22 protein-coding genes are annotated in these 23,057 nt (G+C 70.2%); 16 read left to right on the plus strand and 6 right to left on the minus strand.

Annotated elements, in window-relative coordinates:
• Positions 1–152: 152 nt before the first annotated feature.
• Positions 153–776: a serine hydrolase domain-containing protein gene (locus OIE53_RS01755; RefSeq protein WP_327024789.1), complete on the minus strand. Its 624-nt coding sequence runs from the start codon at positions 774–776 to the stop codon at positions 153–155.
• Between OIE53_RS01755 and OIE53_RS01760 the strand changes: the two genes are divergently transcribed.
• From OIE53_RS01760 to OIE53_RS01770, 3 genes are read left to right on the plus strand one after another with little or no spacing between them, the layout of a single operon-like run.
• Entirely contained in the window at positions 750–1,862 is a 1,113-nt protein-coding gene (locus tag OIE53_RS01760) for an RHS repeat-associated core domain-containing protein (RefSeq protein ID WP_327024790.1), read from the plus strand. The genes OIE53_RS01755 and OIE53_RS01760 overlap by 27 nt on opposite strands.
• 10 nt (positions 1,863–1,872) lie before the next feature.
• On the plus strand, positions 1,873–2,550 hold the full coding sequence (locus tag OIE53_RS01765) for a hypothetical protein (RefSeq protein WP_327024791.1): 678 nt from the start codon (positions 1,873–1,875) through the stop codon (positions 2,548–2,550).
• A complete protein-coding gene (locus OIE53_RS01770) occupies positions 2,526–3,146 on the plus strand; it encodes a hypothetical protein (RefSeq protein WP_327024792.1) in 621 nt (206 codons plus the stop codon). The genes OIE53_RS01765 and OIE53_RS01770 overlap by 25 nt, the downstream gene beginning before the upstream one ends.
• Positions 3,147–3,819: 673 nt before the next feature.
• Here OIE53_RS01770 and OIE53_RS01775 read toward each other — a convergent pair.
• Positions 3,820–7,434, minus strand: a complete 3,615-nt coding sequence (locus OIE53_RS01775; RefSeq protein WP_327024793.1) for an ATP-binding protein — start codon at positions 7,432–7,434, stop codon at positions 3,820–3,822.
• A gap of 176 nt (positions 7,435–7,610) precedes the next feature.
• Between OIE53_RS01775 and OIE53_RS01780 the strand changes: the two genes are divergently transcribed.
• Complete coding sequence (locus OIE53_RS01780; RefSeq protein WP_327024794.1) at positions 7,611–7,808, plus strand: hypothetical protein; 198 nt, start codon at positions 7,611–7,613, stop codon at positions 7,806–7,808.
• Positions 7,809–7,911: 103 nt separating this feature from the next.
• Here OIE53_RS01780 and OIE53_RS01785 read toward each other — a convergent pair whose 3' ends face one another.
• Complete coding sequence (locus OIE53_RS01785) at positions 7,912–8,604, minus strand: Crp/Fnr family transcriptional regulator (RefSeq protein WP_327027030.1); 693 nt, start codon at positions 8,602–8,604, stop codon at positions 7,912–7,914.
• A gap of 257 nt (positions 8,605–8,861) precedes the next feature.
• On the opposite strand from OIE53_RS01785, the gene OIE53_RS01790 reads away from it, so the two are divergent.
• The 5 genes from OIE53_RS01790 to OIE53_RS01810 all read left to right on the plus strand — a co-directional run bounded on the left by OIE53_RS01790 (position 8,862) and on the right by OIE53_RS01810 (position 12,501).
• Positions 8,862–9,359: a polyadenylate-specific 3'-exoribonuclease AS gene (locus OIE53_RS01790; protein ID WP_327024795.1), complete on the plus strand. Its 498-nt coding sequence runs from the start codon at positions 8,862–8,864 to the stop codon at positions 9,357–9,359.
• 82 nt (positions 9,360–9,441) lie between these two features.
• A complete protein-coding gene (locus OIE53_RS01795) occupies positions 9,442–9,939 on the plus strand; it encodes a pyridoxamine 5'-phosphate oxidase family protein (protein ID WP_327024796.1) in 498 nt (165 codons plus the stop codon).
• 147 nt (positions 9,940–10,086) lie between these two features.
• Positions 10,087–11,115 carry a 6-phosphofructokinase gene (locus OIE53_RS01800; RefSeq protein WP_327024797.1) on the plus strand — a complete coding sequence of 343 codons (1,029 nt, stop codon included), beginning with the start codon at positions 10,087–10,089 and terminating at the stop codon, positions 11,113–11,115.
• 69 nt (positions 11,116–11,184) lie between these two features.
• Positions 11,185–12,003: a pyrroline-5-carboxylate reductase gene (gene proC, locus OIE53_RS01805; protein WP_327024798.1), complete on the plus strand. Its 819-nt coding sequence runs from the start codon at positions 11,185–11,187 to the stop codon at positions 12,001–12,003.
• Positions 12,004–12,150: 147 nt separating this feature from the next.
• The gene (locus OIE53_RS01810) at positions 12,151–12,501 is read left to right on the plus strand and encodes a DUF2203 domain-containing protein (RefSeq protein WP_327024799.1); all 351 of its coding nucleotides are present in this window, start codon (positions 12,151–12,153) and stop codon (positions 12,499–12,501) included.
• A gap of 48 nt (positions 12,502–12,549) precedes the next feature.
• Here the strand turns inward: OIE53_RS01810 and OIE53_RS01815 are convergent, their stop codons facing one another.
• Positions 12,550–13,383, minus strand: coding sequence for an exonuclease domain-containing protein (locus OIE53_RS01815; RefSeq protein WP_327024800.1), 834 nt, complete (start codon positions 13,381–13,383; stop codon positions 12,550–12,552).
• A 471-nt stretch (positions 13,384–13,854) separates the two neighbouring features.
• On the opposite strand from OIE53_RS01815, the gene OIE53_RS01820 reads away from it, so the two are divergent.
• The 3 genes from OIE53_RS01820 to OIE53_RS01830 all read left to right on the plus strand — a co-directional run bounded on the left by OIE53_RS01820 (position 13,855) and on the right by OIE53_RS01830 (position 16,607).
• Complete coding sequence (locus tag OIE53_RS01820; RefSeq protein WP_327024801.1) at positions 13,855–14,421, plus strand: GNAT family N-acetyltransferase; 567 nt, start codon at positions 13,855–13,857, stop codon at positions 14,419–14,421.
• A 48-nt stretch (positions 14,422–14,469) separates the two neighbouring features.
• Positions 14,470–15,834, plus strand: a complete 1,365-nt coding sequence (locus OIE53_RS01825) for a response regulator transcription factor (protein WP_327024802.1) — start codon at positions 14,470–14,472, stop codon at positions 15,832–15,834.
• Positions 15,835–15,929: 95 nt separating this feature from the next.
• Positions 15,930–16,607, plus strand: a complete 678-nt coding sequence (locus tag OIE53_RS01830) for a hypothetical protein (protein WP_327024804.1) — start codon at positions 15,930–15,932, stop codon at positions 16,605–16,607.
• A 19-nt stretch (positions 16,608–16,626) separates the two neighbouring features.
• Here OIE53_RS01830 and OIE53_RS01835 read toward each other — a convergent pair whose 3' ends face one another.
• Both OIE53_RS01835 and OIE53_RS01840 read right to left on the minus strand, forming a co-directional pair.
• A complete protein-coding gene (locus OIE53_RS01835; protein WP_327024805.1) occupies positions 16,627–17,316 on the minus strand; it encodes an NADPH-dependent F420 reductase in 690 nt (229 codons plus the stop codon).
• Positions 17,317–17,358: 42 nt separating this feature from the next.
• Complete coding sequence (locus tag OIE53_RS01840) at positions 17,359–17,844, minus strand: glutathione peroxidase (protein ID WP_327024806.1); 486 nt, start codon at positions 17,842–17,844, stop codon at positions 17,359–17,361.
• Positions 17,845–18,035: 191 nt separating this feature from the next.
• Between OIE53_RS01840 and OIE53_RS01845 the strand changes: the two genes are divergently transcribed.
• The 4 genes from OIE53_RS01845 (at position 18,036) to OIE53_RS01860 (ending at position 22,951) form a co-directional block, all read left to right on the plus strand.
• Complete coding sequence (locus OIE53_RS01845) at positions 18,036–19,634, plus strand: glycosyl hydrolase family 18 protein (protein WP_327024807.1); 1,599 nt, start codon at positions 18,036–18,038, stop codon at positions 19,632–19,634.
• 201 nt (positions 19,635–19,835) lie between these two features.
• Positions 19,836–20,315, plus strand: coding sequence for a hypothetical protein (locus OIE53_RS01850; RefSeq protein WP_327024808.1), 480 nt, complete (start codon positions 19,836–19,838; stop codon positions 20,313–20,315).
• A gap of 87 nt (positions 20,316–20,402) precedes the next feature.
• Positions 20,403–21,809 carry a class II 3-deoxy-7-phosphoheptulonate synthase gene (locus OIE53_RS01855; protein ID WP_327024809.1) on the plus strand — a complete coding sequence of 469 codons (1,407 nt, stop codon included), beginning with the start codon at positions 20,403–20,405 and terminating at the stop codon, positions 21,807–21,809.
• Between the two features lie 110 nt (positions 21,810–21,919).
• Positions 21,920–22,951 carry a threonine aldolase family protein gene (locus OIE53_RS01860; RefSeq protein ID WP_327024810.1) on the plus strand — a complete coding sequence of 344 codons (1,032 nt, stop codon included), beginning with the start codon at positions 21,920–21,922 and terminating at the stop codon, positions 22,949–22,951.
• Positions 22,952–23,057: the final 106 nt, after the last annotated feature.

Raw genomic sequence — 23,057 nt, forward strand, 5'->3', positions numbered from 1 at the left:
TCGTGACACGTCCGGACCAGGTTCGGGGAGTGCCTTGTGGCGTGGGTACCTCGGCGCGTCCCGCACTCCTGGTCGAAGCGAGGCTCTTTGTCCTTTTGTGCGGGCCGTGCCAGGTGTGGGGCGTACCGGGAAGCAGGACGCGCCAGGGCCGCTCAGGCGCAGAGGTTGGCGACCGCGACCCGGACCGGGTCGGGGTTGGCCCAGCTCCAGTTGGGGTGGGCGCGGTTGGTGAGCAGCACGAGCACCATTCGGCGGCCGGGATGCACGAGCAGCGAGGTGCCGGTGAAGCCGGTGTGTCCGAAGGTGCCCTTGGTGGTGAGTCTGCCCATGAACCAGGGCTGGTTGAGCACGACGCCGAGCCCGTGGTCGGAGGTCCGGTTGGGGCGTTCGGCGTCGACCGCCGGCAGACCGGCGTTGACGTTGGTCAGCATCTGCTGCGTGACGGCCTCGGAGAGGATCCGGGTGCCGCGGTAGGTGCCGCCGTTGAGCAGCAGCTGCCCGATGACGGTGAGGTCGGCCGCGGTGGAGAAGATGCCGGCGTGCCCGGCGATCCCGCCGAGGATGTTGGCGACATCGTCGTGCACGATGCCGCGCAGCAATCCCCGGGAGGAGCGGGCGTCCGTGGCCACCAGCCGCTGGGCCTGGTCGGCGCTGCTGAGCCACTTCTTCGGGGTGAACCCGGTGTCGGTCAGGCCAAGCGGGCCGGTGATGCCGCTCTTGAGGGCCTGATCGAGCCGTTGTCCGGTGACATGCTCGACGAGCTGGGCGGCGACCATCAGCCCTTCGGTCGAATTACCACTCTGCCGAGCGGGCTCACGAATACGTATCACGTAAACGACCTGGTCCAGCAGCAGCAGGGCGACGCCCGCCAATCCTGGACACTCGATCCGCAGTACCGGTTCCGGACTTTTACCGCCGAGACGCTGGTAGGCGGAGCAGTAGCCAACGCTATTACCAGCCGCAACCATTACGGCGATGACTCGGACGAGCCACGGTGGATCGTTGAGGACATCACTCTCGGTACTATCACCCGAAACGTTTCCGGCCCAGACGGAGATCTCGCCGCTACCACCTCTGCAGGCGAAGTGCACCTGCAACTAGCCAACCTGCACGGCGATATTGCTGTGACAATCGACTCCGGTCTGACCGAACCAGAGGTGTTTGACTTCGAAGAATTTGGTGCTCCAATCATCGGGCAGGCGGACCAGAGATACGGGTGGCTCGGCGGCAAACAACGTTCCGGTGACGCTCTCGGTGACGTGATCTTGATGGGTGTCCGATTGTACGATCCCGCGATCGGGAGGTTTCTTTCGGTCGACCCGGTCCAGGGCGGCTCCGCTAACGACTACGACTACGCCTATCAGGACCCGGTAAACAGCAACGACCTCGACGGTCGCTGCCCAGTGTGTCCGATCGCCGTGGGAATCGGCGTCCGTGTCGCACTGCGATACGCAGCACGACACGCAGCGAGAAGAGCCGCCCAACAGGCGCAAAAGAAGCGGATCATCAAGATCGCTGGTCGGCCGCCAGCGAGGATCAAAAGCTCGACGCCTGCATCTACCCATCCAAACGGTCGAAACTGGCGGGGGCGTAGTTGGGGATACCAAATCAATTACACGGACCGGCACGGTCGCCAGCGAGTATACAAATACGGAATTACCAGCGTGGCACCCCCGCAGGCGAGGGCGGAGAAGAGCCGCCGGCAGTGCGCGGCAGAGCGTTATGCCAGGAACTGCAGGATTGTAAAGATTAAGCGGTTCCCCCATAGGCCAGCCGCTCGTGCCTGGGAGTATGCGAGCTGTCTAAGCTACGTGATTCGATACGGCTCTCGGCCGAGGGGGATGAGAAAGAACTGTCGCTAGACTGACTGGCATGACGCCTTGGATCTTGGTCTCAGCCCGGGACGCGCGCGACAGTCCCGGGCTGGACGCCGCAGCCTACAACCACCGCGTACATGGCCTCGCTGATGTGGTCAGTAGCGCAGTTGAACGAGGTTTCGCCGGTAGCCAGTGGCTAAGGAAACAATTGCCTGCTCGAAGTTTTCTAGCCATCGAGTTGAACCTGGACGGTGGCAGAGCCACACGTGTCGAGCGGCTAAAGCACCGTACCTACCCGGACGCCAGAGAGCTCAGGTACAAGCTCTGGGTGCCGGGAGCCTGGTTCAGCACGCCGGGCGACGGGCTGCTCGGCATCCGGCTGCTTCGTGCTGTGCTGGCGACGGTTGCAGTGGTCGGCGCTGAACGAGAGCTCGGTCCGCCGCAGCTTCGCGCAGCAGCGACGGACCCCGGGCGTCCAGAGATGCGCGACCTATTCTCCCCACCCTCGTCAGAGGCGTCGCGGTTCACTGAGGCCGCCCGGCGCCTGACGGAACTAGTCGATCGGGCGGACCCTGAACAGCTAATCCTATCCGGAGTCGAGCCTGTCACGGAAAGGACGCAGCAAGGCCGCCAAGCCGTCGTCGGGAGACTGGGAGCGGTGGAGGATGACATCGTCATCCCGGTGGCGGAGACGGAAAGGGTGCGGGTGTGGACGCTTCGGCGAATCGGCTGATCTGGCGGGTCGAGGCTGAGCACCTAAGCAGACGAGAGGCGAAAGCATTCACCGAGTCCGTCGCCGCGCTCCAACACTGGCTCGACGTGTGGCACAGCCTCATCACCGCCACCCTTGCCCGACCGCTATACGTCACCGTCGCTGCTACCGACGGTGACAGCGATGCTGTCGAGATGACGCTAAGCCCGGAGGCAGTCGTACTGATTGAGGTTCCCCCGAAGCTGGCGCGCTCCAACGTCGCCGGCCTACAGATGGTGCTGCTGGATGCCGTACTAGGTGCCGTCGAGGAGGCAGCGCAGCGGTGGCCACACGACGTGCCGCCGCAGGTATGGCCCGTGCAGGAGGACACTCCGAATGTGGATTCCCCGGACGAGGACGCTGATTCTCTGGCCACCGCGCTGGAGTTTCTCGAAAAAGAAGAGCTGCTGCTTCTTGGCCGCTTGGACGGCACCGACGCCGATGAACTCAGCCGCTTCCACGAGCTTGACGACTATGTACTCTCCAAAACGGATGCTCTGGCTGAGATGTCCGACACCGAAGCTGGCTGCTCGTCGGTCACCTGGATTCTTAGCCTTCCCGGTGATCGACACGTGTGAGCGCGCCAATACCCGAAAGGCCACCAGGTGAACGATCGACGCGACGACGGGCGGCAGGCCGGGCTGAGGTGACTCTGGTGCCTGCGACGTCAGCAGCGGGCCGGCTGCGGTCGGGTCGTCGCCGGCCGTCAGCTTCCGTACCGCGAAGTCAGCGACAACATCCGGTCGGTGACGTCGGGGATGCCGGCGTAGATCTCGGCGGCGGCCAGGTGCAGGCGGGCGAGAAGATTGTCGTCGACCTGCACGTAGGTTACCGCCCTCGGGTATGCGGGATGGTTCGGGTTTGCGCTGGTCGGCTTGAGGTGGCGGGTCAACTCAGCGGCGAGGGCCCGGCTCAGCGGCGAGGGGGTGCCGATCCTGGCCTGCCCCCTCAGGCTGCCACCGCCCGCCGCCTCGGCCGTACTGCCGGATGCCCGCGCTCGGCACCGAGCCGGCCGCCGCCGAGGGGGTCCCGGACGACGGCACTGCTCGTGGGGCTGGCGGTGTGGCAAACCTTGGCGTTGGTGGCGCCTGGTACGGCGGGTTGGCGAAGGTTCTGCTCTCGTTCTTCGGAGCGCTGCATGCGGCTGACGCCGTGCGATTGATCTGCGGTTCCCCCGATCCTGAGTGACCAATACCAGGATGTCAGCATTCCTGCAAGCGATGGCAGCTGACCCGGATGGGCGGTGCGCGGTCAGCTGGCGAGCGGCTGCGCGCCGGCCGGCGGGTGGGCCGGGGGGTTAGCCAGGGCGAGCAGGCCCGGGGCGGCGTTGCGGTGGGCGAAGGCGCGTAGCTCGGTCAGCAGGGGGCCGGCCGTGGTCGGGTCGTCGCCGGCTGTCAGCTCCCGTACCGCGAAGGTCAACGACAACATCCGGTCGGTGACGTCCGGGATGCCGGCGTAGATCTCGGCGGCGGCCAGGTGCAGCTCGGCGGCGTGCCGGTGGTCGCCGTCGGCACCGGCCAGGGCGGCCGTCACGGTCCGCAGCGCCGCCTCCGACCAGGGGGTACGGTGACCGACCTGGTCCAGCATGGCGCGTACCCGGGCGGCGCACTTGCGGCCGGCCAGGGTGGCCGCCCAGCCGGCTGCGGCGATCCACTCGCCGCTGGCCAGCGCCGGGACCTTCGTCCAGGCCTCGGCCAGCTCGTCGACCAGGGCGGCGGCCTCGTCGGTGCGTCCCTGCACCGCCCGGCACAGCGCGCCCATCGCCAGCATCGTCCAGTGCAGCCGGTGGAAGCCGCTACGCCGAGCGGTGTCCAGGGCGGCCGCCACGTCGTCGTACGGCGGTGAGGGCTGTCCCGCCGTCAGGGGGGTGATGCCGGAGGCGGCCGGTCGGGTCTCCGGTGCGGCCGGCGGGCCGGCGGTCGGCACCGGCTGACCGCGTAGCACCAGCAGGCAGGATCGCAGCCCCCGTACCTGCATGTCCCAACTGCCGGTCGGGGTGTGCACGAAGGCCTCGGCGGCGGCCAGCAGGCGGTCGAAGTCTCCCTCGAACCAGGCCCGCATCGCCTCCCCGGAGTAGCTGGTGGTCAGGGTCTGCCCGCTGGCGGTCCGGGCCGGTGCCGCCGAGAGCAGGGCTTTGGAGCGCAGCCAGTCGCCCTCCTCCCGGACCGCGTACGCGAGGTTCTGGGTGGCCCGGGGCAGGGCCAGCAGCTGCCGGCCCCGGCTGAACTCGACGATGGCGTACAACTCGTCCAGGCCGGACCGGTCGCCGGCCTGGTAGCGGGCGGTGGCCGCGGTGATCCGGGCATTGGTGCGGATCTCGGTCAGCCCTAGTCGCTCGCCGATCTGGGCGGCCGTGTCCGCAGCGGCCACCGCCGGGTCGCGTTCGTAGTTGAGCATGTGCAGCCGGCCCAGCTCGGCGTAGGCGTCCGCCTTCTGGGCGCTGTCCGGCAGCGGCTCGAACAGCCGTACGGCGTGGTCCAGGCAGGCCAGGGCGGCCTGCCGGTCGGCGCGCAGCCACGCCGCCTGACCCAGCAGGGTCCAGGCCCGTGCCGCACACGCCTCGTCGCCGTGGGCCAGCAGCCGGTCGGCCAGGGTCTGCATCTGCTCCGGCCCACCGCTGGACAGGAAAGCGTTGCCGTCCCGGTAGAAGGAGATCTCCGTGCTGAGCAGTTCCAGCTGGAGACGGCCCACCGGGTCGGAGTCGTCGGCCAGCCCGAGGGCCCGGCCCGCGTGCCCGGCGGCGGCGTCCAACCCGTGCAGGGCGTACGCCCGGCGGGCCGCCCGGTGCAGCGCGGCCCGGGCGGGGCCGGCGTACCGGGTGGTGTCCATGCCCAGCGACCGGGCGATCTCGTGGGCCGCCCAGCGGTGGTGGGCCAGCACCTCGGCCAGGTCGGTGTCCCGGCTCTGCGACAGGGTGTCCAGCCAGTCGGCGGTCCGCTCGTGTCGGGCCACCCGTTCGGTACGCGGCAGCCGCTGGTAGCAGACGTCGCGCACCAGCACGTGCCGGAACCGGTACTCCGGCTGACCGGCCATGGTGGAGGCGCCCTGCTCGTGGACGAAGTCCCGCTGCTCCAGCCGGCGCAGGGCCCGCTCGACCGCCTCCACCGGCTGGCCGACCGCCGCCGCCACCGCACCCGGCCAGAACTGCACCCCGACCACGGCCGCGGCCAGCAGCACCGCCCGGTCCTTGGCGTCGAGCAGGTCGATCCGGTTGGCGATGACGGCGTGCACGCTCTCCGGCATCGGCAGGTCCAGGTGCTTCTCCAGCGACCAGCCCCGCCCCGACTGGCGCAGCGCCCCCTGCTCGATCAGCATCCGGACGTACTCGTGGGCGTAGAGGGGGTTGCCCCCGGCCACCTCGACCAGCGGGGTGAGCAGGTCGGCGGAGAAGGCGGCCTGGCCGAACATGTGGGCGTACAGGGCGGCGATGCCGGTGTCCCGCAGCGGGGGCAGGGTGATGGTCACCGAGCCGGTGATCGTCCCCGCCCAGCTCGGGTCCCGGTCGACCAGTTCCGGGCGGGCGGTGCAGAGCAGCAGCAGGGGCACGTCCCGGGCCGCCGCGCCGAGCAGTTCCACGAACCGCAGCATGGCGTCGTCGGCCCAGTGCAGATCCTCGAAGACCAGCACGGTGGGGCGGCGGGCGGCCAGGGCCAGCAGGAACCGTCGCCAGCAGGATTCCGCCTCCTCGGCCGGCAGGGGGGTGCCGGCCAGGCCGACCAGCGGGCGCAGGGCGTCGACCACCCGCTCCCGCTCGCCCGGGCCGACCAACTCCTCCACGGCCGCGGCCAGCCGCTGGGCGGCCGTGCTGGCCGGGTCGGTGTCCAGGATGCCCGCCTCGGCCTTCACGATGTCGGCCAGCGCGGCGAAGGTGACGTTCTCTCCGAACGGCGGACAGCGCCCGATGCGCCAGGTCAACGGCTCGTCCACCAGCCGGGCGGTGTGCCGGTGCAGTTCCCGGACCAGCCGGCTCTTGCCGATGCCGGCCCGCCCGAAGACGGTCACCACCTGGGGGCGGCGGTCGCGCAGACTGCGATGCAGGGCGTTGACCAGCATCCCCAGCTCATGCTCGCGGTCGATCAGGGGAGTGGCGTCCGGTTCCCGGTCGGCGGGCTGCTGGCGTACCGCGGCCAGGGCCAGCCACACCTCCGTCGGGGCGGAGCGCCCGCGCAGGGTGACCGGGGGTTGCTCGTCGTAGCGGATGGTGTCCCGGGTCAGCGCGTACGTGGCGCCGTCGACCAGCACCCCGCCCGGCGGGGCCACGGACTGCAACCGGGAGGCGGTGTTGACCACGTCCCCGGCCACGATCGCCTGTCCGCCGTCGCGGGCGGCGGCCACGTCGACCAGGGCCTCACCGGTGGCCACCCCCACCCGGAAGCGCAGCCCGTCGGTGCCGGTGGGCGCGAAACGGGTCAGCACCCGTTGCAGCTCCAACCCGGCCCGGACGCACCGCAGCGCGTCCGTCTCCGTGGCCACCGGCGCGCCGAACAGGGCCATCACCGCGTCGCCGATGTACTTCTCGACCACCCCGCCGTACTGGCCGACCACCCGCCGGGCGGCGGAGAAGAACCCGGTCTGCATCCCCCGGACCAGCTCCGGGTCGGCCCGCTCGACGTACGGGGTGAAGTCGATCAGGTCGACGAAGAGCACACTGACCCGACGGCGGTCCTCCTGGGGGATGGCCGGGGCCCGACCGCTGCCGGCCCGGGGCGCCCCACACGAGGTGCAGAAGGCGACATCCGTCGCCAGCGGGCGCAGGCAGTGTGGACAGACCGCACCCAGCTCCGCTCCGCAGCCACCGCAGAAGCGGTCACCATCGGCGGCGGTGCGTCCACAACGATCACACTGAGTGGCGATGACACCCTCCACTGGTGAGCCCTGATTGCCGGGGGCAGGACCGAGTATCGCTGCCCAGAGGAGTGTCGGGTACCGGGCTGTTGGTTTGTGGACACTCCTCCGAGCAGTGCGTTGTGTGGCGCAACGGCTAGATTCAGAAGCCGATTCGTTGATCGTTTATCTGGGGGGACAGCCTCATGGTGTACGTCATGTTGAGCAGCGACTGGACCGACGGTAACGGGGTCACCCACTCGGCCGGTGACTCGGTGGACGTGGACGCCGCGACCCTGGCTCAGCTTCAGGCCCAGGGAATCGTCGGAGAGGTGCCGGGCAAGGGCAAGGACGGCACCGACTGGGCCGGACCGGGCGGCACCGACTGGGCCGGGCCGGGAAGCACCAAGCCCTGATCATCGCCGGAGCGGGCGATCTGCCCTGATCACAGCAGAAGTCGGTGGCGTCGGAAACCCAGTTTCCGACGCCACCGCTTCGTTCCGGGCCTGCTGTTGCCGGTCAGCGCTCGCTCATGCCGGCGCGGCGACGCAGCGCCGGCACGTCGGTGACGACGATCCGACGGCCCTCGGTACGCAGCCAACCCCGGTTGGCGAACGAGCCGATCGCCTGGTTGACGCTCTGCCGGGAACCCCCGGCCATCTCCGCCAACTGGCTCTGGTTCAGCTCGATGGTGATCATCGGTGCCTGCGACTCGCCGGCCAGCCGCACCAGGGTCTTCGCGACCCGACCGGGCAGGTCCAGGAAGACATGATCGGCGTTCTGCTCGGTCAGGCGGCGGATCAGCCCACCCAGGGAGCGCATCACCGCGTCCAGGATGCGCGGGTTCGAGTGCACCAGCTCCATGAAGGCGCCCCGGGACAGGGCCAGGGCGGTGCAGTCCTCGATGGCCTCCGCCGAGGCGGACCGGGTGGAGGCGTCGAGCAGGGAGACCTCGCCGAGCACATCCGGCGGTCGGATCACCGACAACACCGCCCGCTCACCGGTCGGTGCGGTGCGGAACACCGCCACCGCGCCCCGGCGCAGCACGATCAGCGATTCGCCCGGGTCGTTCTCCACGAACAGGAGCTGACCCTTGCGGTACGTCCTCGGCACGGCAGCGGCTATCACCCGCTGGCGTACCTCGGGTTCCAGGCCGGCGAACATCTCCACGCCCGTGAGCGCGTCGCCCGGCTCCGGCAGGCGCATCTCCACGGCCCCACCCCTCCCCCGGTCAAGGACCACATCGCTCACCGGGAGAGCCTGGTGGCCCCTGACTAGGCGAATCGACACCCGTTCGGCGTCCGGCAGCGGTACACATCAGATCATGACGGTCCGGTCGCGTGCTGTACACCCCTGAAGTCACTTCTGTGACAGCTTAAGCTGCGATGTCGCCGTTGCAGATGGTGTGGTAGCGCTCCCGGCTCGCCCCGCCCGCCGGTGCGGCACGGGCGTCAGCGAGGATGGCCGGGATGGTCTACCGCTATTTCTACGACTGCGAATTCATCGAGGACGGCCGTACGGTCGAACTGGTCTCGATCGGCATGGTCGACGAGCACGGCCGCGAGTTCTACGCGGTCTCCACCGAGTTCGACGCCTCCCGGGCCGTGCCCTGGGTTCGCCGTAACGTGCTGGACAAGCTGCCCTCCCCGGCGGACCGCGCCTGGCGCTCCCGCGAGCGGATCCGCGACGACCTGTACGACTTCCTGGTCGAGCCGATCCGTACGGGCGCTGCGGAGGAGTTGGAGCTGTGGGCCTGGTACGCCGCGTACGACCATGTGACGCTGGCCCAACTGTGGGGCGCCATGCCGGCCCTGCCTCGGGAGATTCCCCGGTTCACCAAGGATCTGCGCCAGCTGTGGGACGACCGGGGGCGGCCACGGCTGCCGAACGCCGAATCCGGGCGGCATGACGCCCTGGTCGACGCCCGGCACAACCTGGCCCGGTGGCGGGCGATGACCGGATCGTAGGTTTGGCCGGCCACGCAGCGGGCACCGGTTCGCCCTGACGGTGGTCGACCCGAGGGAGCATCGCCATGAGGCGGGCGTCAGCATGAGTGACGAGCCGTATGCCGTCCGCGCGGCCCGGCAGCGGATCACCGAGCTGATCCGGGCCGCAGGCACCTGCACCCTCACCACGATCTCGCTGGACGGCCGGCTGGTGGGCCGGCCGATGCTGCTGCAACGGGCGGCGTTCGCCGGTGAGCTGTGGTTCTTCGCGTACTCCCGGTCGGCTACGGTCCGTCAGCTCCGGGTCAACCCGGAGGTCGAGGTGAGCCTCACCGACCCGGGGGAGCAGGTCCGGGCCTCGCTGTCCGGCACCGCCCGCGACGACCACGACCCGGCGCGGGCGACCCGACTCTGGCAGCCTGAGCTGGCCGTGTGGTTCCCGCAGGGGCCCGCCACGGCGGGGTTGACCCTGGTGGCCGTGCACCTCACCGCAGCCCGCTGCTGGGACCGCGCGGGTCTGCGCGGAACGGACCTGCTCGGCGCCGCCGGGTCGGCGCCGGCGGTGGTCGGTGTGCGCCCTGATGAGGCTACTGACCGGTAGTGGGCCGCGGTGTCCGGTCGTACCAGCGCCGACTACAGTCGCAGTGACGGCCCGCCCCGGGCCGGCAACGGCGCCGAAGGTCTGACGTGACGCATATCCTGGGGCTTGATCGGGCTTGACCAGATGCTCCCAGGAGGATGAGCGATCATGCGTATCGGCGTGCTCACCGGCGGCGGCGACTGCCCCGGCCTCAACGCGGTCATCCGGGCGGTGGTCCGTAAGGGCGTCGCCAGCTACGGCCACGAGTTCGTGGGTTTCCGGGACGGTTGGAAGGGTCCGCTGGAGGGCCTGTCCCGCCCGCTGGGCATCGCGGAGGTCCGGGGGATCCTGCCGCGCGGCGGCACCATCCTCGGCTCCTCGCGGACCAACCCCTTCAAGATCGAGAACGGCGTCGAGCGGATCAAGGAGAACCTTGCCGCCCAGGGCGTCGACGCGCTGATCGCCATCGGCGGTGAGGACACCCTGGGTGTCGCCACCAAGCTGCACGAGCTGGGCGTCCACGTCATCGGGGTGCCGAAGACCATCGACAACGACCTCGGCGCCACGGACTACACCTTCGGCTTCGACACCGCGGTCAACATCGCGATGGAGGCCATCGACCGGCTGCACACCACCGCCGAGAGCCACCACCGCACCCTGGTGGTCGAGGTGATGGGTCGGCACGCCGGCTGGATCGCCCTGCACGCCGGCCTGGCCGGCGGCGCCAACGTGATCCTGCTGCCGGAGCGGGCCTTCGACGTCGAGCAGGTCGCCGGTTACGTCGAGAAGCGCTTCCAGCACCAGTACGCCCCGATCGTCGTGGTCGCCGAGGGCGCCCAGCCGATGGAAGGCCAGATGGTCCTGCAGAACCAGGAGCTGGACGCGTTCGGCCACGTCCGGCTCGGCGGCATCGGCCAGTGGCTGGCCGAGCAGCTGGAGGCCAAGACCGGCAAGGAGGCCCGCACGGTCGTGCTCGGGCACATCCAGCGCGGCGGCACCCCGACCGCCTTCGACCGGGTGCTGGCCACCCGGCTGGGTCTCCAGGCGATCGACGCCGCCCACGAGGGCGACTGGGGCAAGATGGTCGCCATGCAGAGCACGGACATCGTCCGGGTTCCGCTGGCCGAGGCCACCCGGGAGCTGAAGACCGTCCCGCTGGAGCGCTACCTCGAGGCCGAGGTCTTCTTCGGCAGCTGATCGTGGTTCCGGTGTCGCGGCGGGCCACCCGGTCCGCCGCGACACCGATCTTCAGAGGGGGTACCACAGGTGTCAGCCGGAGTGCGCACGGTCGCGGTGATCGGGGCGGGCAAGATCGGCGAGTTGATGCTGTCCGGGCTGCTGCGCTCCGGCTGGCCGGTGGACCGCCTGCTGGCCACCGCCCGTCGGCCGGCCCGCGCCGAGGAACTGACCGCCCGCTACGGCGTACGGGTGGTGGACAACCTCACCGCGGTCGAGGAGGCCGAGGTGCTGGCCGTGTCGGTCAAGCCCCAGGACGCGGCGGTACTGCTCGACGAGATCGGCCCGAAGGTGCCCGCCGGCAAACTGGTGATCTCCCTCTGCGCCGGCCTGCCCAGCAGCTTCTTCAGCCGCCGACTGCCCGAGGGCACCCCGGTAGTGCGGGTCATGACCAACACTCCCGCCCTGGTGGACGAGGCGATGACGGCCATCTCCGCCGGGGCGTACGCCACCGGGGAGCACCTGGCGCTGGCCGAGGAGATGTTCAAGCCGCTCGGCTCCACCATCCGGGTGCCGGAGAGCCAGCAGGACGCGGTGACCGCCCTGTCCGGCTCCGGCCCGGCCTACTTCTACCTGCTGGTGGAGGCGATGACCGACGCCGGCATCCTGCTCGGCCTGCCCCGCCAGGTGGCGCACGACCTGATCGTGCAGACCGCGATCGGCTCGGCGGTGATGCTGCGTGACTCCGGCGAACATCCCGTGAAGCTGCGCGAGGCGGTAACCTCACCCGCCGGCACCACCATCTCCGCCGTGCGCGAGCTGGAGAATCACGGCGTACGCGCCGCACTGCTGGCCGCCCTGGAAGCGGCCCGCGACCGGGCCCGCGAACTGGCCGCCCAGGCCGAATAGCCGCCCCCACCGGCGTGCCATGATCCACTCCGTCACGCCGATACGGCGGTTTCCCCGCGCCGACGAAGCCGCCAGTGCGGCGAAACGGAGTCGATCATGCCCCAGCGCCGGTACCGCAGAGGTATCCGGGTGTCGCATACTGGCGCGGTGTTCACTCTCGCCCAGGCCCGGCACCTGGTGGCCACCCTGCAACCCCGGATCGACGAGCTGATCCGGGTCCGCGCCGACCTGACCGAGCTGCAGTGCGATCTGGCCAACCACGGGCTCAGCGCACTCGGCGGACGGCCCGAGGCCAAGGCCCTGGAGGCGCGGCTGCACGCCATCTGCGACGAGATCGGGCAGCACGGCATCGAGATCAAGAGTGTCGCACCGGTGCTGCTCGACTTCCCCGGTGAGCGCGCGGGCCGCCAGGTCCTCTGGTGCTGGCTGGAGGGGGACACCGACGTGCGCTGGTACCACCGCGCCGACTGCGGCTTCGGCGGCCGCCGCCCCGCCTGACGGTCAGTCGGACGAGGGGCGGCCGGCCGAGGCTCAAGCTGGGGGACGTCATCGGCGTCGGCGGGTCTCCAGCGGCCATTCCAGGCTGACCGTCTCGTCGCGGCCCTGCCGGTCGAAGGCTGCCTGTAGCTCCCGCTTCTGCTCGGCGTACCAGGTGATCTGTGCCTGGTGCAGGGTCTCGGGGTGCAGCCGGGCGATCCGCTCGTGCCGGGCGGCGATCGACACCGCCATCTCGGCAGCGGCGCGGGCGTCGCTCGCGGCGTCGTGAGCGGAGACGAGGTCGACGCCGTAGTACCGGCACAGATCTTCGAGCCGTCTGCCGCCGTACCAGCGGGGTTCCACCTCGCCGTGCAGGACCGAGGGGTCGATGATGACGGCGCGGTCCCAGTCCAGCGGTGCGAGGGCGTGCCGGGCCAACTCGGTGTGCAACGCCGTGACGTCGTAGGGGGCGCAGAAGGCGACGAGCGGGGTCCCGTCGGCGATCACCTTGTCGATGGCCGTTCTCAGCTCGGTCAGCGCCTCGGTGGCCGGTTGCCCGGAACTGCGTACCATCTCGTCGGTGATCCCGTGGATCTCGGTGGAGCGGGGCGGGATCGGCACGCCCGGGTCGATGAGCCACCGCGCGGTGGTGCCGTCGGAGTGGACCAGCGCGGCGGAGACGATGCGGGCGTCCATGGGTTCGGCCTCGGTGGCCTCGATATCGAAGCCCACCATGGGCAGGTCGTGCCACCCACGGTGGGTCCCCGGCGGCGGAGCCGTCCTGACCGGTACGCATTCGTCGTGGTGGGGACTCCAACGGCCGCCGAGATTGATCGCCTGTCCGGCGCCGGCTTCGACCCACTTCTGGCACTTGCCGCAGCTTCCGGGGTACCTGTTGATCACGCTACGGGCTCCTGGTTCGGTTGGGTGGGCGTACTCATGCCTGTCGGCCGTCCGCTGACGAGGCGGGACCGGCAGCGCCGGTAATCCTGAGCCATCGGTCAGAGTGTCGGCACCCACCGGCCGCGCCGTTTAGTGACCTTTGTGGACATTCGGCGACAACCCTTTGTTCGGTGGCGTTTGCCGGGTGGCCTCTTCGTGGCAGCGACACGGGCATCTCCGGCGACGACAAGGCGACAGGCGGCATGCGTCGTGGCGCTCGCTGGTGGCGGCCCATCCGCCGGGCTCGTAGGGGCGGAGGATGATCTATAGGCTCCAAGCGCCACCGAGAGGAAGCCCTCTCGGTGGCGCTGCGCGCACCGCCACCGGCGTACGGTGGCACGGCCCTGTCGCCGGCGCAGCATGATCGGATGGCTCAGGTGGCCGGCGAGATCACGATCAGTGAGCAGCCGGCCGTTTACGGGGAGGGTGCTGATGTTCGCCATTTCGTTGACCGAGGACGCGGAACTGCGTCCGCTCAACCCGTGGCATGCTGAGGAGTTTCTGGCCAACCTGGACCGGGCCCGGCAGAGCATGACCCCCTGGGTGCCGGCGGCCTTCATCGCCACCGACCTGGAGAGGGCGCGGCATGTGCTGCAGCGGTACGCCGAGCGGTGGGCCCGCGACGACGGCGGCATCTGGGGCATCTGGTCCGACGGCAGGCTGGTCGGTGGCGTGCTGCTCGTGTCGCTCGACGCCGATACGGGAGTCTGCGAAGCTGGCTGTTGGCTTGAACCGGCCGCCGAGGGACGCGGGCTGGTCACTCGCGCGGTCAGCCGGCTCATCGACTGGGCGGTCGACGAGCGGGGACAGCACCGGGTCGAGTGGCGGGTCCTGGCCGGCAACGTACGCAGCATCGCGGTGGCCCGTCGGCTAGGGATGCGCCGCGACGGCGTGTTGCGTGAGGTGTCACCGGGTCCGGAGGGGCGACGCGATCTCGAGATCTGGTCGCTGCTGGCACCCGAGTGGCGGACTCGCCGGGCCGGTGCCTCCGAGGATTGAGCCTGCGGCGACGACGGCGCGGCTGGTGAAAACTAGGGTGTGGCGCGCATGACGACCATCGTCCGGCCGGTGTCGGCCCTGCGGGTTCTGCCCGTCGTGGCCGCGAGCACGGCGGGGACGGGTGTCGTCGCGCTCACCCTCCTGGGGGCGGCCGGCCACGGTGGCTTCGCGACCGATCCGGTCGGCGTTCTCGCCCTGGCGGTGGCGGCCGTGGTCGGCACTGTCGCGGCTGCCCGGCTCGACCGGTCGGGTCGGCACGTCGCCAGCCGGTTCGCGGCTGGGCTGGCCGCCTCCCTGCTCGCGTACCTGATGCTCACCGTGCTGGCGGTGGCCGGGGTCGCGGCCGGGCAGCCATGGGCCGGGTTGGCCGTCGCGGCGTGGAACTCGGCCTGGATCCCGCCGCTCGCCCTCCTGCAACTCACCGCCTCGGCCGCCGTCCGCACCGGCCCCGCCGTCCCCTGGACGCATCGGGTCGTGGGCCTGACCCTGGGCGCGGTCACGCTGGTCAACGCGTTGCTGACCACGGCGGGCGAGCCGTTTGCGGGGCTGCCGACGATCGCCGGGGAGTCGTGGCGCACCGCGCTCGCCCCGGTCGGCGCCGCCGCCACCGTGCTGGGCATGGTGGCACTGCTCCTGCTGCCGGTGACCCTCTGGCGGGCTGCTCTCGGTTCGCACGAGGCCGTCCGGGCGCGCCTCGGCATCGCCGCTGCGGCGACCACCGCAGCGCCGCTGACGGTCGCCTTCTGCCTGCTTCTCGCCGTCGCCCGTACTCCCGGCGGGGTCGAACCGTCGCTGGGTTCGGTCGCCTTCCTGGTGGCGCTCTCCGGGGCGGCCGGGTTCGCCGTCGCCTGCGCGCTCGCCGTCGCCCGAAGCGCCGTCGAGCCCCGTCAGGTCACCGTCGTGGTCCGCGTCGCCGGTCTGACCGCTGCGGCCCTGATCATCGCTGGCATCGGTACGGTCGTGGCCGCTCCCGGTACGGCCCTCGGCCCGACCTCGGTCGCCCTGCTCGTCTCGACCCTGACGGTCCTCGTCGGTGGCTCGGCCTGGGCCGGCACGGCCCGCCTGGCCCGGACCCTCACGCCCGTCCCGCCCCCGTCACGAGCTGAGCCGGGAAGCCCCGAAGCGATGCCGGGGACCGGGGCGAGGGGCGGCTCGCCCGGCGCGGCGGTGCCGCAGGCCGGAGCTGCTCCGGTCGGGGGGTTGACGGCCCGGGAGTGTGAGGTGCTGGCGGCCCTGGCCGAGGGAGCCAGCAACGCCGGGATCGCGGCCCAACTGGTCGTCTCCGAGCGGACGGTCGACGCCCATCTGCGCGCGATCTTCAGCAAGCTCGACCTGACCCCCGGTGGTGGGGCCACCAACCGGCGGGTGCAGGCGGCACGGATCTGGCTGGAGCACACCCGTCAGCACTCCTGAGCAGGAGTTTCCTGAAGATAGGTGTTGAGGCCGATGCCGGGGGCGGCGGCTCGGGGGCACGGTGAGCCATCACCCGATCAACGGAGGCTCGCACCGTGTCCGTACCGAACCTGCGCCGTGTCGCCCTCGTCGCCCTCTTCGTCCTGCTGCTCGTCGCCCTGGCCGGCCGGACGGTCTTCATGCTCTGGGAGCCGCCCTTCGACGGCACGATCCGGTACGACGAGATCCGGGAACTGGGGTCGGCCTACTGGCCGATGAACCTCTACCTGGGGGGTCCCGCGTACGCGGTCTCCTGGATCGCCGCCGCGGTCTTCATCGTCCGGCTGGCCAAGGGCCGCGCCGGGGTGTTGAACCTGGTCGGCGCCTTCCTGGTGGGTCTCGGTGGGGTGGTGTTCGCGCTGGCGATCACCGCAGAGGTGCTCCCCTTCGCCTACGCGGCCGATCCGGCCGTGCTGGCGGAACCGCAGGGACGGGCGCTGTTCGAGGTCCTCAACGACCGGCTGGACTGGGTGATCCCGGCCATCATCGGCAGCCAGTTGGCGATCGTCGTGGGCATGGTGCTGGCCCTGGTCGGCGCGCTGATCGCCCGGACCATGCCCCGGCCGGTGGTCATCGCCGCCCTGGTCTACGCGGTGATCTTCGTGGTGCTGCCGCTGGCCGAGTTCGGCCGCCCGGTCGTCATCGTCGACTATCTGCTGCAGGTGTCCCTGGTGGCCGCGATCGGCTGGTACGGGCTGCGGGCCGCCGCCGACGACAGGCCGGTCACCGCCTGAGGTCGGCGGCGGCCACCGGTCAGCCCCGCTTGGCCTCGGCCAGCGCGGCACGCACCGTGTCGGCGTCGCCGGGGGCCTCCTGCTCCCAGTTGGCCGGGTCGGCGGAGTAGATGGTGCCGTACGCCGGGGTGTCCGGCTGGAACCGCCAACTGTCGGCGAGACTGCCGGCGTCGACCGTGTCGTAGCCGATCCGGTCCAGGAAGCCGGTGACGACCGCCTTGGCCTCGGCGTCGTCACCGGCGATCGGCAGGGCACTGCGGTCCGCCGCACCGGCGGGTCGGGCCAGGGTGAGCAGGTGCTTGAAGAAGATGTTGTTGAACACCTTCACCACCCGGGCCTCGGGCAGATGCTGTTGCAGCAGCTCACTGCTGGTGACCCGGTCCTCGTCCAACTCGGGGATCTGGCCGTCGCGCTGCGGGTAGTAGTTGTTGGTGTCGATGACCACCTTGCCGGCCAGCGGCTGCGCCGGCACGGACCGGTACGACTTGAGCGGGATGCTGACCACCACCAGGTCACCGGCCCGAGCCGCCGCCTCGACCGTGCCGGCGCTGGCCCTCGGCCCCAACTCCTCGACCAGGCCGGACAGGGTCTGCGGCCCCCGCGAGTTGCTCAGCACCACCTCGTACCCGGCGGCCACCGCCAACCGCGCGAGGGTGCCTCCGATGTGTCCACTTCCGATCAGGCCCACGACCGACACGTCCACCTCCATCGACTCGGCTCTCCCCGTCGAACCTACGCCCCTGGTGGAGGGTCAGGGCAGGATCTTCTCCAGAGTGGTGCGCAGGGTGGGGTCCTCCGGGGTGACCGTCGGATCGAAACGGGCGGCCACGGTGCCGTCCGGGGCGACGAGGAACTTCTCGAAGTTCCACCGGATGTCCCCGGTGTGGCCTTCGGCGTCCGGGGTGTCCACCAGGGCGGCGTAGAGGGGATGACGGTCGGGGCCGTTGACCTCGACCTTCTCCGTCAGCGGGAAGGTGACGCCGTAGTTGACCTGGCAGAACTCGCTGATCTCCGCAGCGCTGCCCGGTTCCTGGCCGCCGAACTGGTTGCACGGGACGCCGAGCACCACCAGCCCACGGTCGGCGTACTCGTCCTGAAGGGCCTGCAGACCGGCGTACTGGCCGGTGAGGCCGCAGCGGGAGGCGACATTGACCACCAGCAGGGCCTTCCCGCGGTACTGCGCGAGATCGGCCGGGCCGCCGGTCAGGGAGTTGATCTGGGTGTCGAAGACGGACATGGCGCGAGGGTACCGCCGATGCCGCTGTACCGGATCATGCCGCGCGGCGGCGTCTACCGCCAGGTAACAGCGAACGACGTGGTTTCTCTCCGGGTCAGCAATCGATACATCTACATCTTGACGAAGTGTGGTCGCGTGAGTAGCGTCTCCTCAACAATTTGGAAAGTTTCCTAACTGTTTGGAGGCGCCACATGAAGAGATCGCTCCGCCGGGCCCTCTGGGTCGGCGCCGCGGTCGCGGTGACCGTCGCCACGGTCCCGATGGCCTCGGCGTTCGGCGCCGGAAGTGTCACCACCTCGTTCGCCCGGGTGCAGGATTGGGGCACCGGTCACGAAACGAGGGTCACCATCACCAACGGTTCCAGTGCCAGCGTCAGCACCTGGCGCATCGAGTTCGAGCTGCCCTCGGGCACCAGCATCAGCAGCTCCTGGGACGCCGACGTCACCCGTAACGGCAACCGCTACGTGGCGGTCAAGAAGAGCTGGGCCGGTGCCCTGGCGCCGGGCGCCTCCTTCAGCTGGGGCTACAACGGCACCGGGGGGTACCGGGCGCCGCTGAACTGCACCGTCAACGGCGTGGCCTGCGGCGGCGGCACCCCGCCCCCGACCACCCCGCCGCCGACGACCACACCTCCACCCCCGCCGACCACCCCGCCCCCGACCACCCCGCCGCCGAGCGGCCAGAAGGTGGTCGGCTACTTCGTCCAGTGGGGGGTCTACGCCCGCAACTACCACGTCAAGAACATCCACACCAGCGGCTCGGCGTCGAAGCTGACCCACATCCTGTACGCCTTCGGCAACACCACCGGCGGCCGGTGCACCATCGGCGACAGCTACGCCGACTACGAGAAGGCGTACACCGCGGCGGAGAGTGTCGACGGGGTCGCCGACACCTGGGATCAGCCGCTGCGGGGCAGCTTCAACCAGCTGCGCAAGCTCAAGCAGATGTACCCGCACCTCAAGGTGATCTGGTCCTTCGGCGGCTGGACCTGGTCCGGCGGCTTCACCCAGGCCGCGCAGAACCCGACCGCCTTCGCCGAGAGCTGCTACAACCTGGTCGAGGACCCGCGCTGGGCGGACGTCTTCGACGGCATCGACATCGACTGGGAGTACCCGAACGCCTGCGGTCTGACCTGTGACGCCAGCGGCCCGAACGCGTTCAAGAACGTGGCCAGTGCGTTGCGTACCCGGTTCGGGTCGTCGGCCCTGGTCACCGCCGCGATCACCGCGGACGGCAGCAACGGCGGCAAGATCGACGCTACCGACTACGCCGGCGCCGCCACCCACCTAAACTGGATCATGCCGATGACGTACGACTACTTCGGCGCCTTCAACCCGCAGGGCCCCACCGCCCCGCACTCGCCGCTCTACTCGTACTCCGGCATCCCGCAGCAGGGCTTCTGGTCGGACGCGGCCATCCAGAAGCTCAAGAGCAAGGGCATCCCGGCCAACAAGCTGCTGCTCGGCATCGGCTTCTACGGCCGGGGCTGGACCGGGGTCACCCAGACCGCACCGGGCGGCACCGCCACCGGCCCCGCCCCGGGCACCTACGAGCAGGGCATCGAGGACTACAAGGTGCTCAAGAACACCTGCCCGGCCACCGGCACCGTCGGCGGCACGGCGTACGCCAAGTGCGGCAGCAACTGGTGGAGCTACGACACCCCCTCGACCATCGGGGGCAAGATGACGTACGCCAGGAACCAGGGCCTCGGCGGCGCCTTCTTCTGGGAACTCTCCGGTGACACCAGCAACGGCGAATTGATCACCGCCATCCGCGGCGGCCTCGGCTGACGGTAAGGAAGGGCCCCCTGTTAACGCCTGCGGTAGAGCAGGGGTCCCCTGTTAACAATTCGGCAGCTCGATCTTGCCGGATGTTAATAGGGGGCCCCTCCTATGCAAAAGGCGATAACAAGGGGCCCTTCCTTGCATCCGAGGCGGGTGTGACAGACTCGCCGGTCGGACGGTGCAAAGTCCGCAGATCGGGAGGTGACGATGCGAGTTCACCGGCGCTGCGCCGCCCTCGCCCTGCTCACGACCGTGCCGTTCGCCCTGGTCGGTTGCGGACTGATCGGCGGCGAGAAGGAACCGGCGGAGCAACCCGGTCGGGCACCCGCCGAGGAGGCCCTGGCCAAGTCCCGCGAGCGGGTACAGGCGTACCTGGACGCGATGGTGGCCAAGGACGTCGTGGCCGGGCGCAGTCAACTCTGCACGGTGCTGCACGAGTCGTTCGACGAGGCCGCGACCGGGCCGAACGGTGACTTCGCCGACCACTTCACGGTGGCCCAGACCGAGATCACCGACATCCGCCCGGGCCCCCTCGGGCAGGAGGTCAGCACTGTGGTTACCGTCACGATGGGTAAGCGCAAGGCGGACCGGGGACTGTTGTTCACAGTCACCCGTGAGGGGCTGGACTGGTGCATCTCGGGCGAGCGCCCCGGTGGGCACAGCCCGGCACCCGCCCCGACGCCCTGACCTGCGACAACGTTCACGGTCGTCCAGTTACCGGAACCCGGCCCCTCGATGGGCGGTAGGCGCGCAGGCCGCCGTACGCTTCTTGTCATGCGGCATGAGTGGCATCAGTTGAGTCATCCGGCGGTGGGCAGCCCGGTGTTGCAGACCAGCCGTCCGACCGTCGACTCCGCCGAGGACGAGGCCCTCGGCCTGGACCGCTGGCGAGAGTTGCCCCGCGCCCAGACCCCACCCTGGGAGGACCCGGCCCAGGTGGCCGAGGTCTGCAAGGTGCTCGACCGGGTTCCGTCGGTGGTCGCCCCCTACGAGGTTGACCAGTTGCGGCAGCGCCTGGCCCTGGTCTGCGAGGGCAAGGCCTTCCTGCTGCAGGGCGGTGACTGCGCGGAGACCTTCGCCGACAACACCGAGAGTCACCTGCTGGCCAACGCCCGCACCCTGTTGCAGATGGCGATCGTGCTCACCTACGGCGCCTCGCTGCCGGTGGTGAAGGTGGCCCGGGTCGCCGGGCAGTACACCAAGCCCCGGTCGCTCCCGACGGACGCCCGGGGCCTGCCGGCCTACCGCGGCGACATGATCAATTCCCTCGAGGCCACCCCGGAGGCCCGGGTCGCCGACCCGCAACGCATGATCCGGGCGTACGCCAACTCGGCCGCCGCGATGAACATGCTCCGCGCCTACCTGGCCGGGGGACTGGCCGACCTGCACGCCGTGCACGACTGGAACAAGGGCTTCGTACGCAATTCCCCGGCCGGGGAACGGTACGAGGCGATCGCCCGGGAGATCGACCGGGCGCTGGCCTTCATTCGGGCCTGCGGGATGACCGACGACGATGCCCTGCGTACGGTCACTCTCTACTGCTCCCACGAGGCCCTGGCCCTGGAGTACGACCGGGCGCTGACCCGGGTCTCCGACCGTCGGGCGTACGGGCTGTCCGGGCACTTCCTGTGGATCGGCGAGCGCACCCGGCAGATCGACGGCGCCCACATCGACTTCATCTCCCGCATCGCCAACCCGATCGGGGTCAAACTCGGCCCGACCACCACCCCGGACGAGGCGATCGAGCTGTGCGAGAAGCTGAACCCGGAGAACATCCCCGGGCGGCTCACCCTGATCAGCCGGATGGGCAACCACAAGGTACGCGACGCCCTGCCGCCGATCGTGGCCAAGGTGACCGCCGCCGGGGCGAAGGTGGTGTGGCAGTGCGACCCGATGCACGGCAACACCCACGAGTCCTCCAACGGCTACAAGACCCGGCACTTCGACCGGATCGTCGACGAGGTGCTGGGCTACTTCGAGGTGCACCGCAGCCTGGACACCCACCCCGGCGGCCTGCATGTCGAGCTGACCGGTGAGGATGTCACCGAGTGCCTCGGCGGCGCCCAGGGCATCGAGGACCTGGACCTGCCCGACCGGTACGAGACCGCCTGCGACCCCCGCCTGAACACCCAGCAGTCACTGGAACTGGCCTTCCTCGTAGCGGAGATGCTCCGTGGCTGACGCGAGGAGTGAGCTTGCGAGCCCCGCAGTCGGCAGCCGGAAGGTGGCACTGTGGCTGACGCGAGGAGTGAGCTTGCGAGCCCCGCAGTCGGCGGCCGGAAGGGATGACCGTGGCTGAGAATCTCATCGATCTGCGTTCGGACACGGTCACCCGGCCCACCCCCGGGATGCGGGAGGCGATGGCCGCCGCCGAGGTCGGTGACGACGTCTACGGCGAGGACCCGACCGTCAACGCGCTGGAGGCCGAGGTCGCCGCGCTGTTCGGTCACGAGGCAGCGCTGTTCTGCCCGACCGGCTCGATGGCCAACCAGATCGCCCTGCAACTGCTGGTGCCGCCCGGGGCGGAGTTGCTCTGCGACGCCGACGCCCATGTGATCACGTACGAGATGGGGGCGGCTGCCGCGTACGGCGGAATGACCTCGCGGACGTGGTCGGCGGTGGGCGCGGACGTGGACCCCGACGTGGTCGCCGGCATGATCCGTCCCGACGGCTACTGGGCGGTGCCCACCCGGGCGATCGCGGTGGAGCAGACCCACAATCGTGGCGGCGGCGGGGTGATCCCCCTCGACACGCTGCGGCGGTTGCGGCAGGTCGCCGACGAGGCGCAGGTGGCGCTGCACTGCGACGGAGCCCGGATCTGGCACGCCCATGTCGCCGACGGGGTGCCGCTGGCCACCTACGGTGGGCTGTTCGACACCCTCTCGGTCTGCCTGTCCAAGGGGCTCGGCGCGCCGGTCGGCTCGCTGGTCGTCGGTGCCGCCGACAAGATCGAGCGGGCGCGGGTGATCCGTAAGCGGATGGGTGGCGGGATGCGCCAGGCCGGCATCCTGGCCGCCGCCGGCCGGTACGCCCTGGCCCACCACATCGACCGTCTCGCCGAGGATCACGCCAAGGCGGCCCGGCTAGCGGAGGCGATCGCCCCGTTCGGGGTGCTGGCCGCCCCGGTACGCACCAACCTGGTCCCCCTGGACCTGGCCAAAACCTCCCTGGACGCCCCCACCCTGGCCGCAGCGGCCCGCGCCGAGGGCCTACTGATCTCCGTCCTGGGCCCCCACACCGCCCGCCTGGTGACCCACATGGACGTCCCCGACCCCGCCATCGACCAAGCCATCACCACCCTCACCCACCTCCTCCGCGCCTAACATCCCCTCCCCGCCTCCCCCCTTTTAGCCCCGTTGATCATGAGGTTGGCGGCACTGTGGAGATCGAACACTGCCGCTAACCTCATGATCAACGGGGCAAACCCGG

The organism is Micromonospora sp. NBC_01739 (genome assembly GCF_035920385.1).
In the GTDB taxonomy this organism is placed as follows: Bacteria; Actinomycetota; Actinomycetes; order Mycobacteriales; family Micromonosporaceae; genus Micromonospora.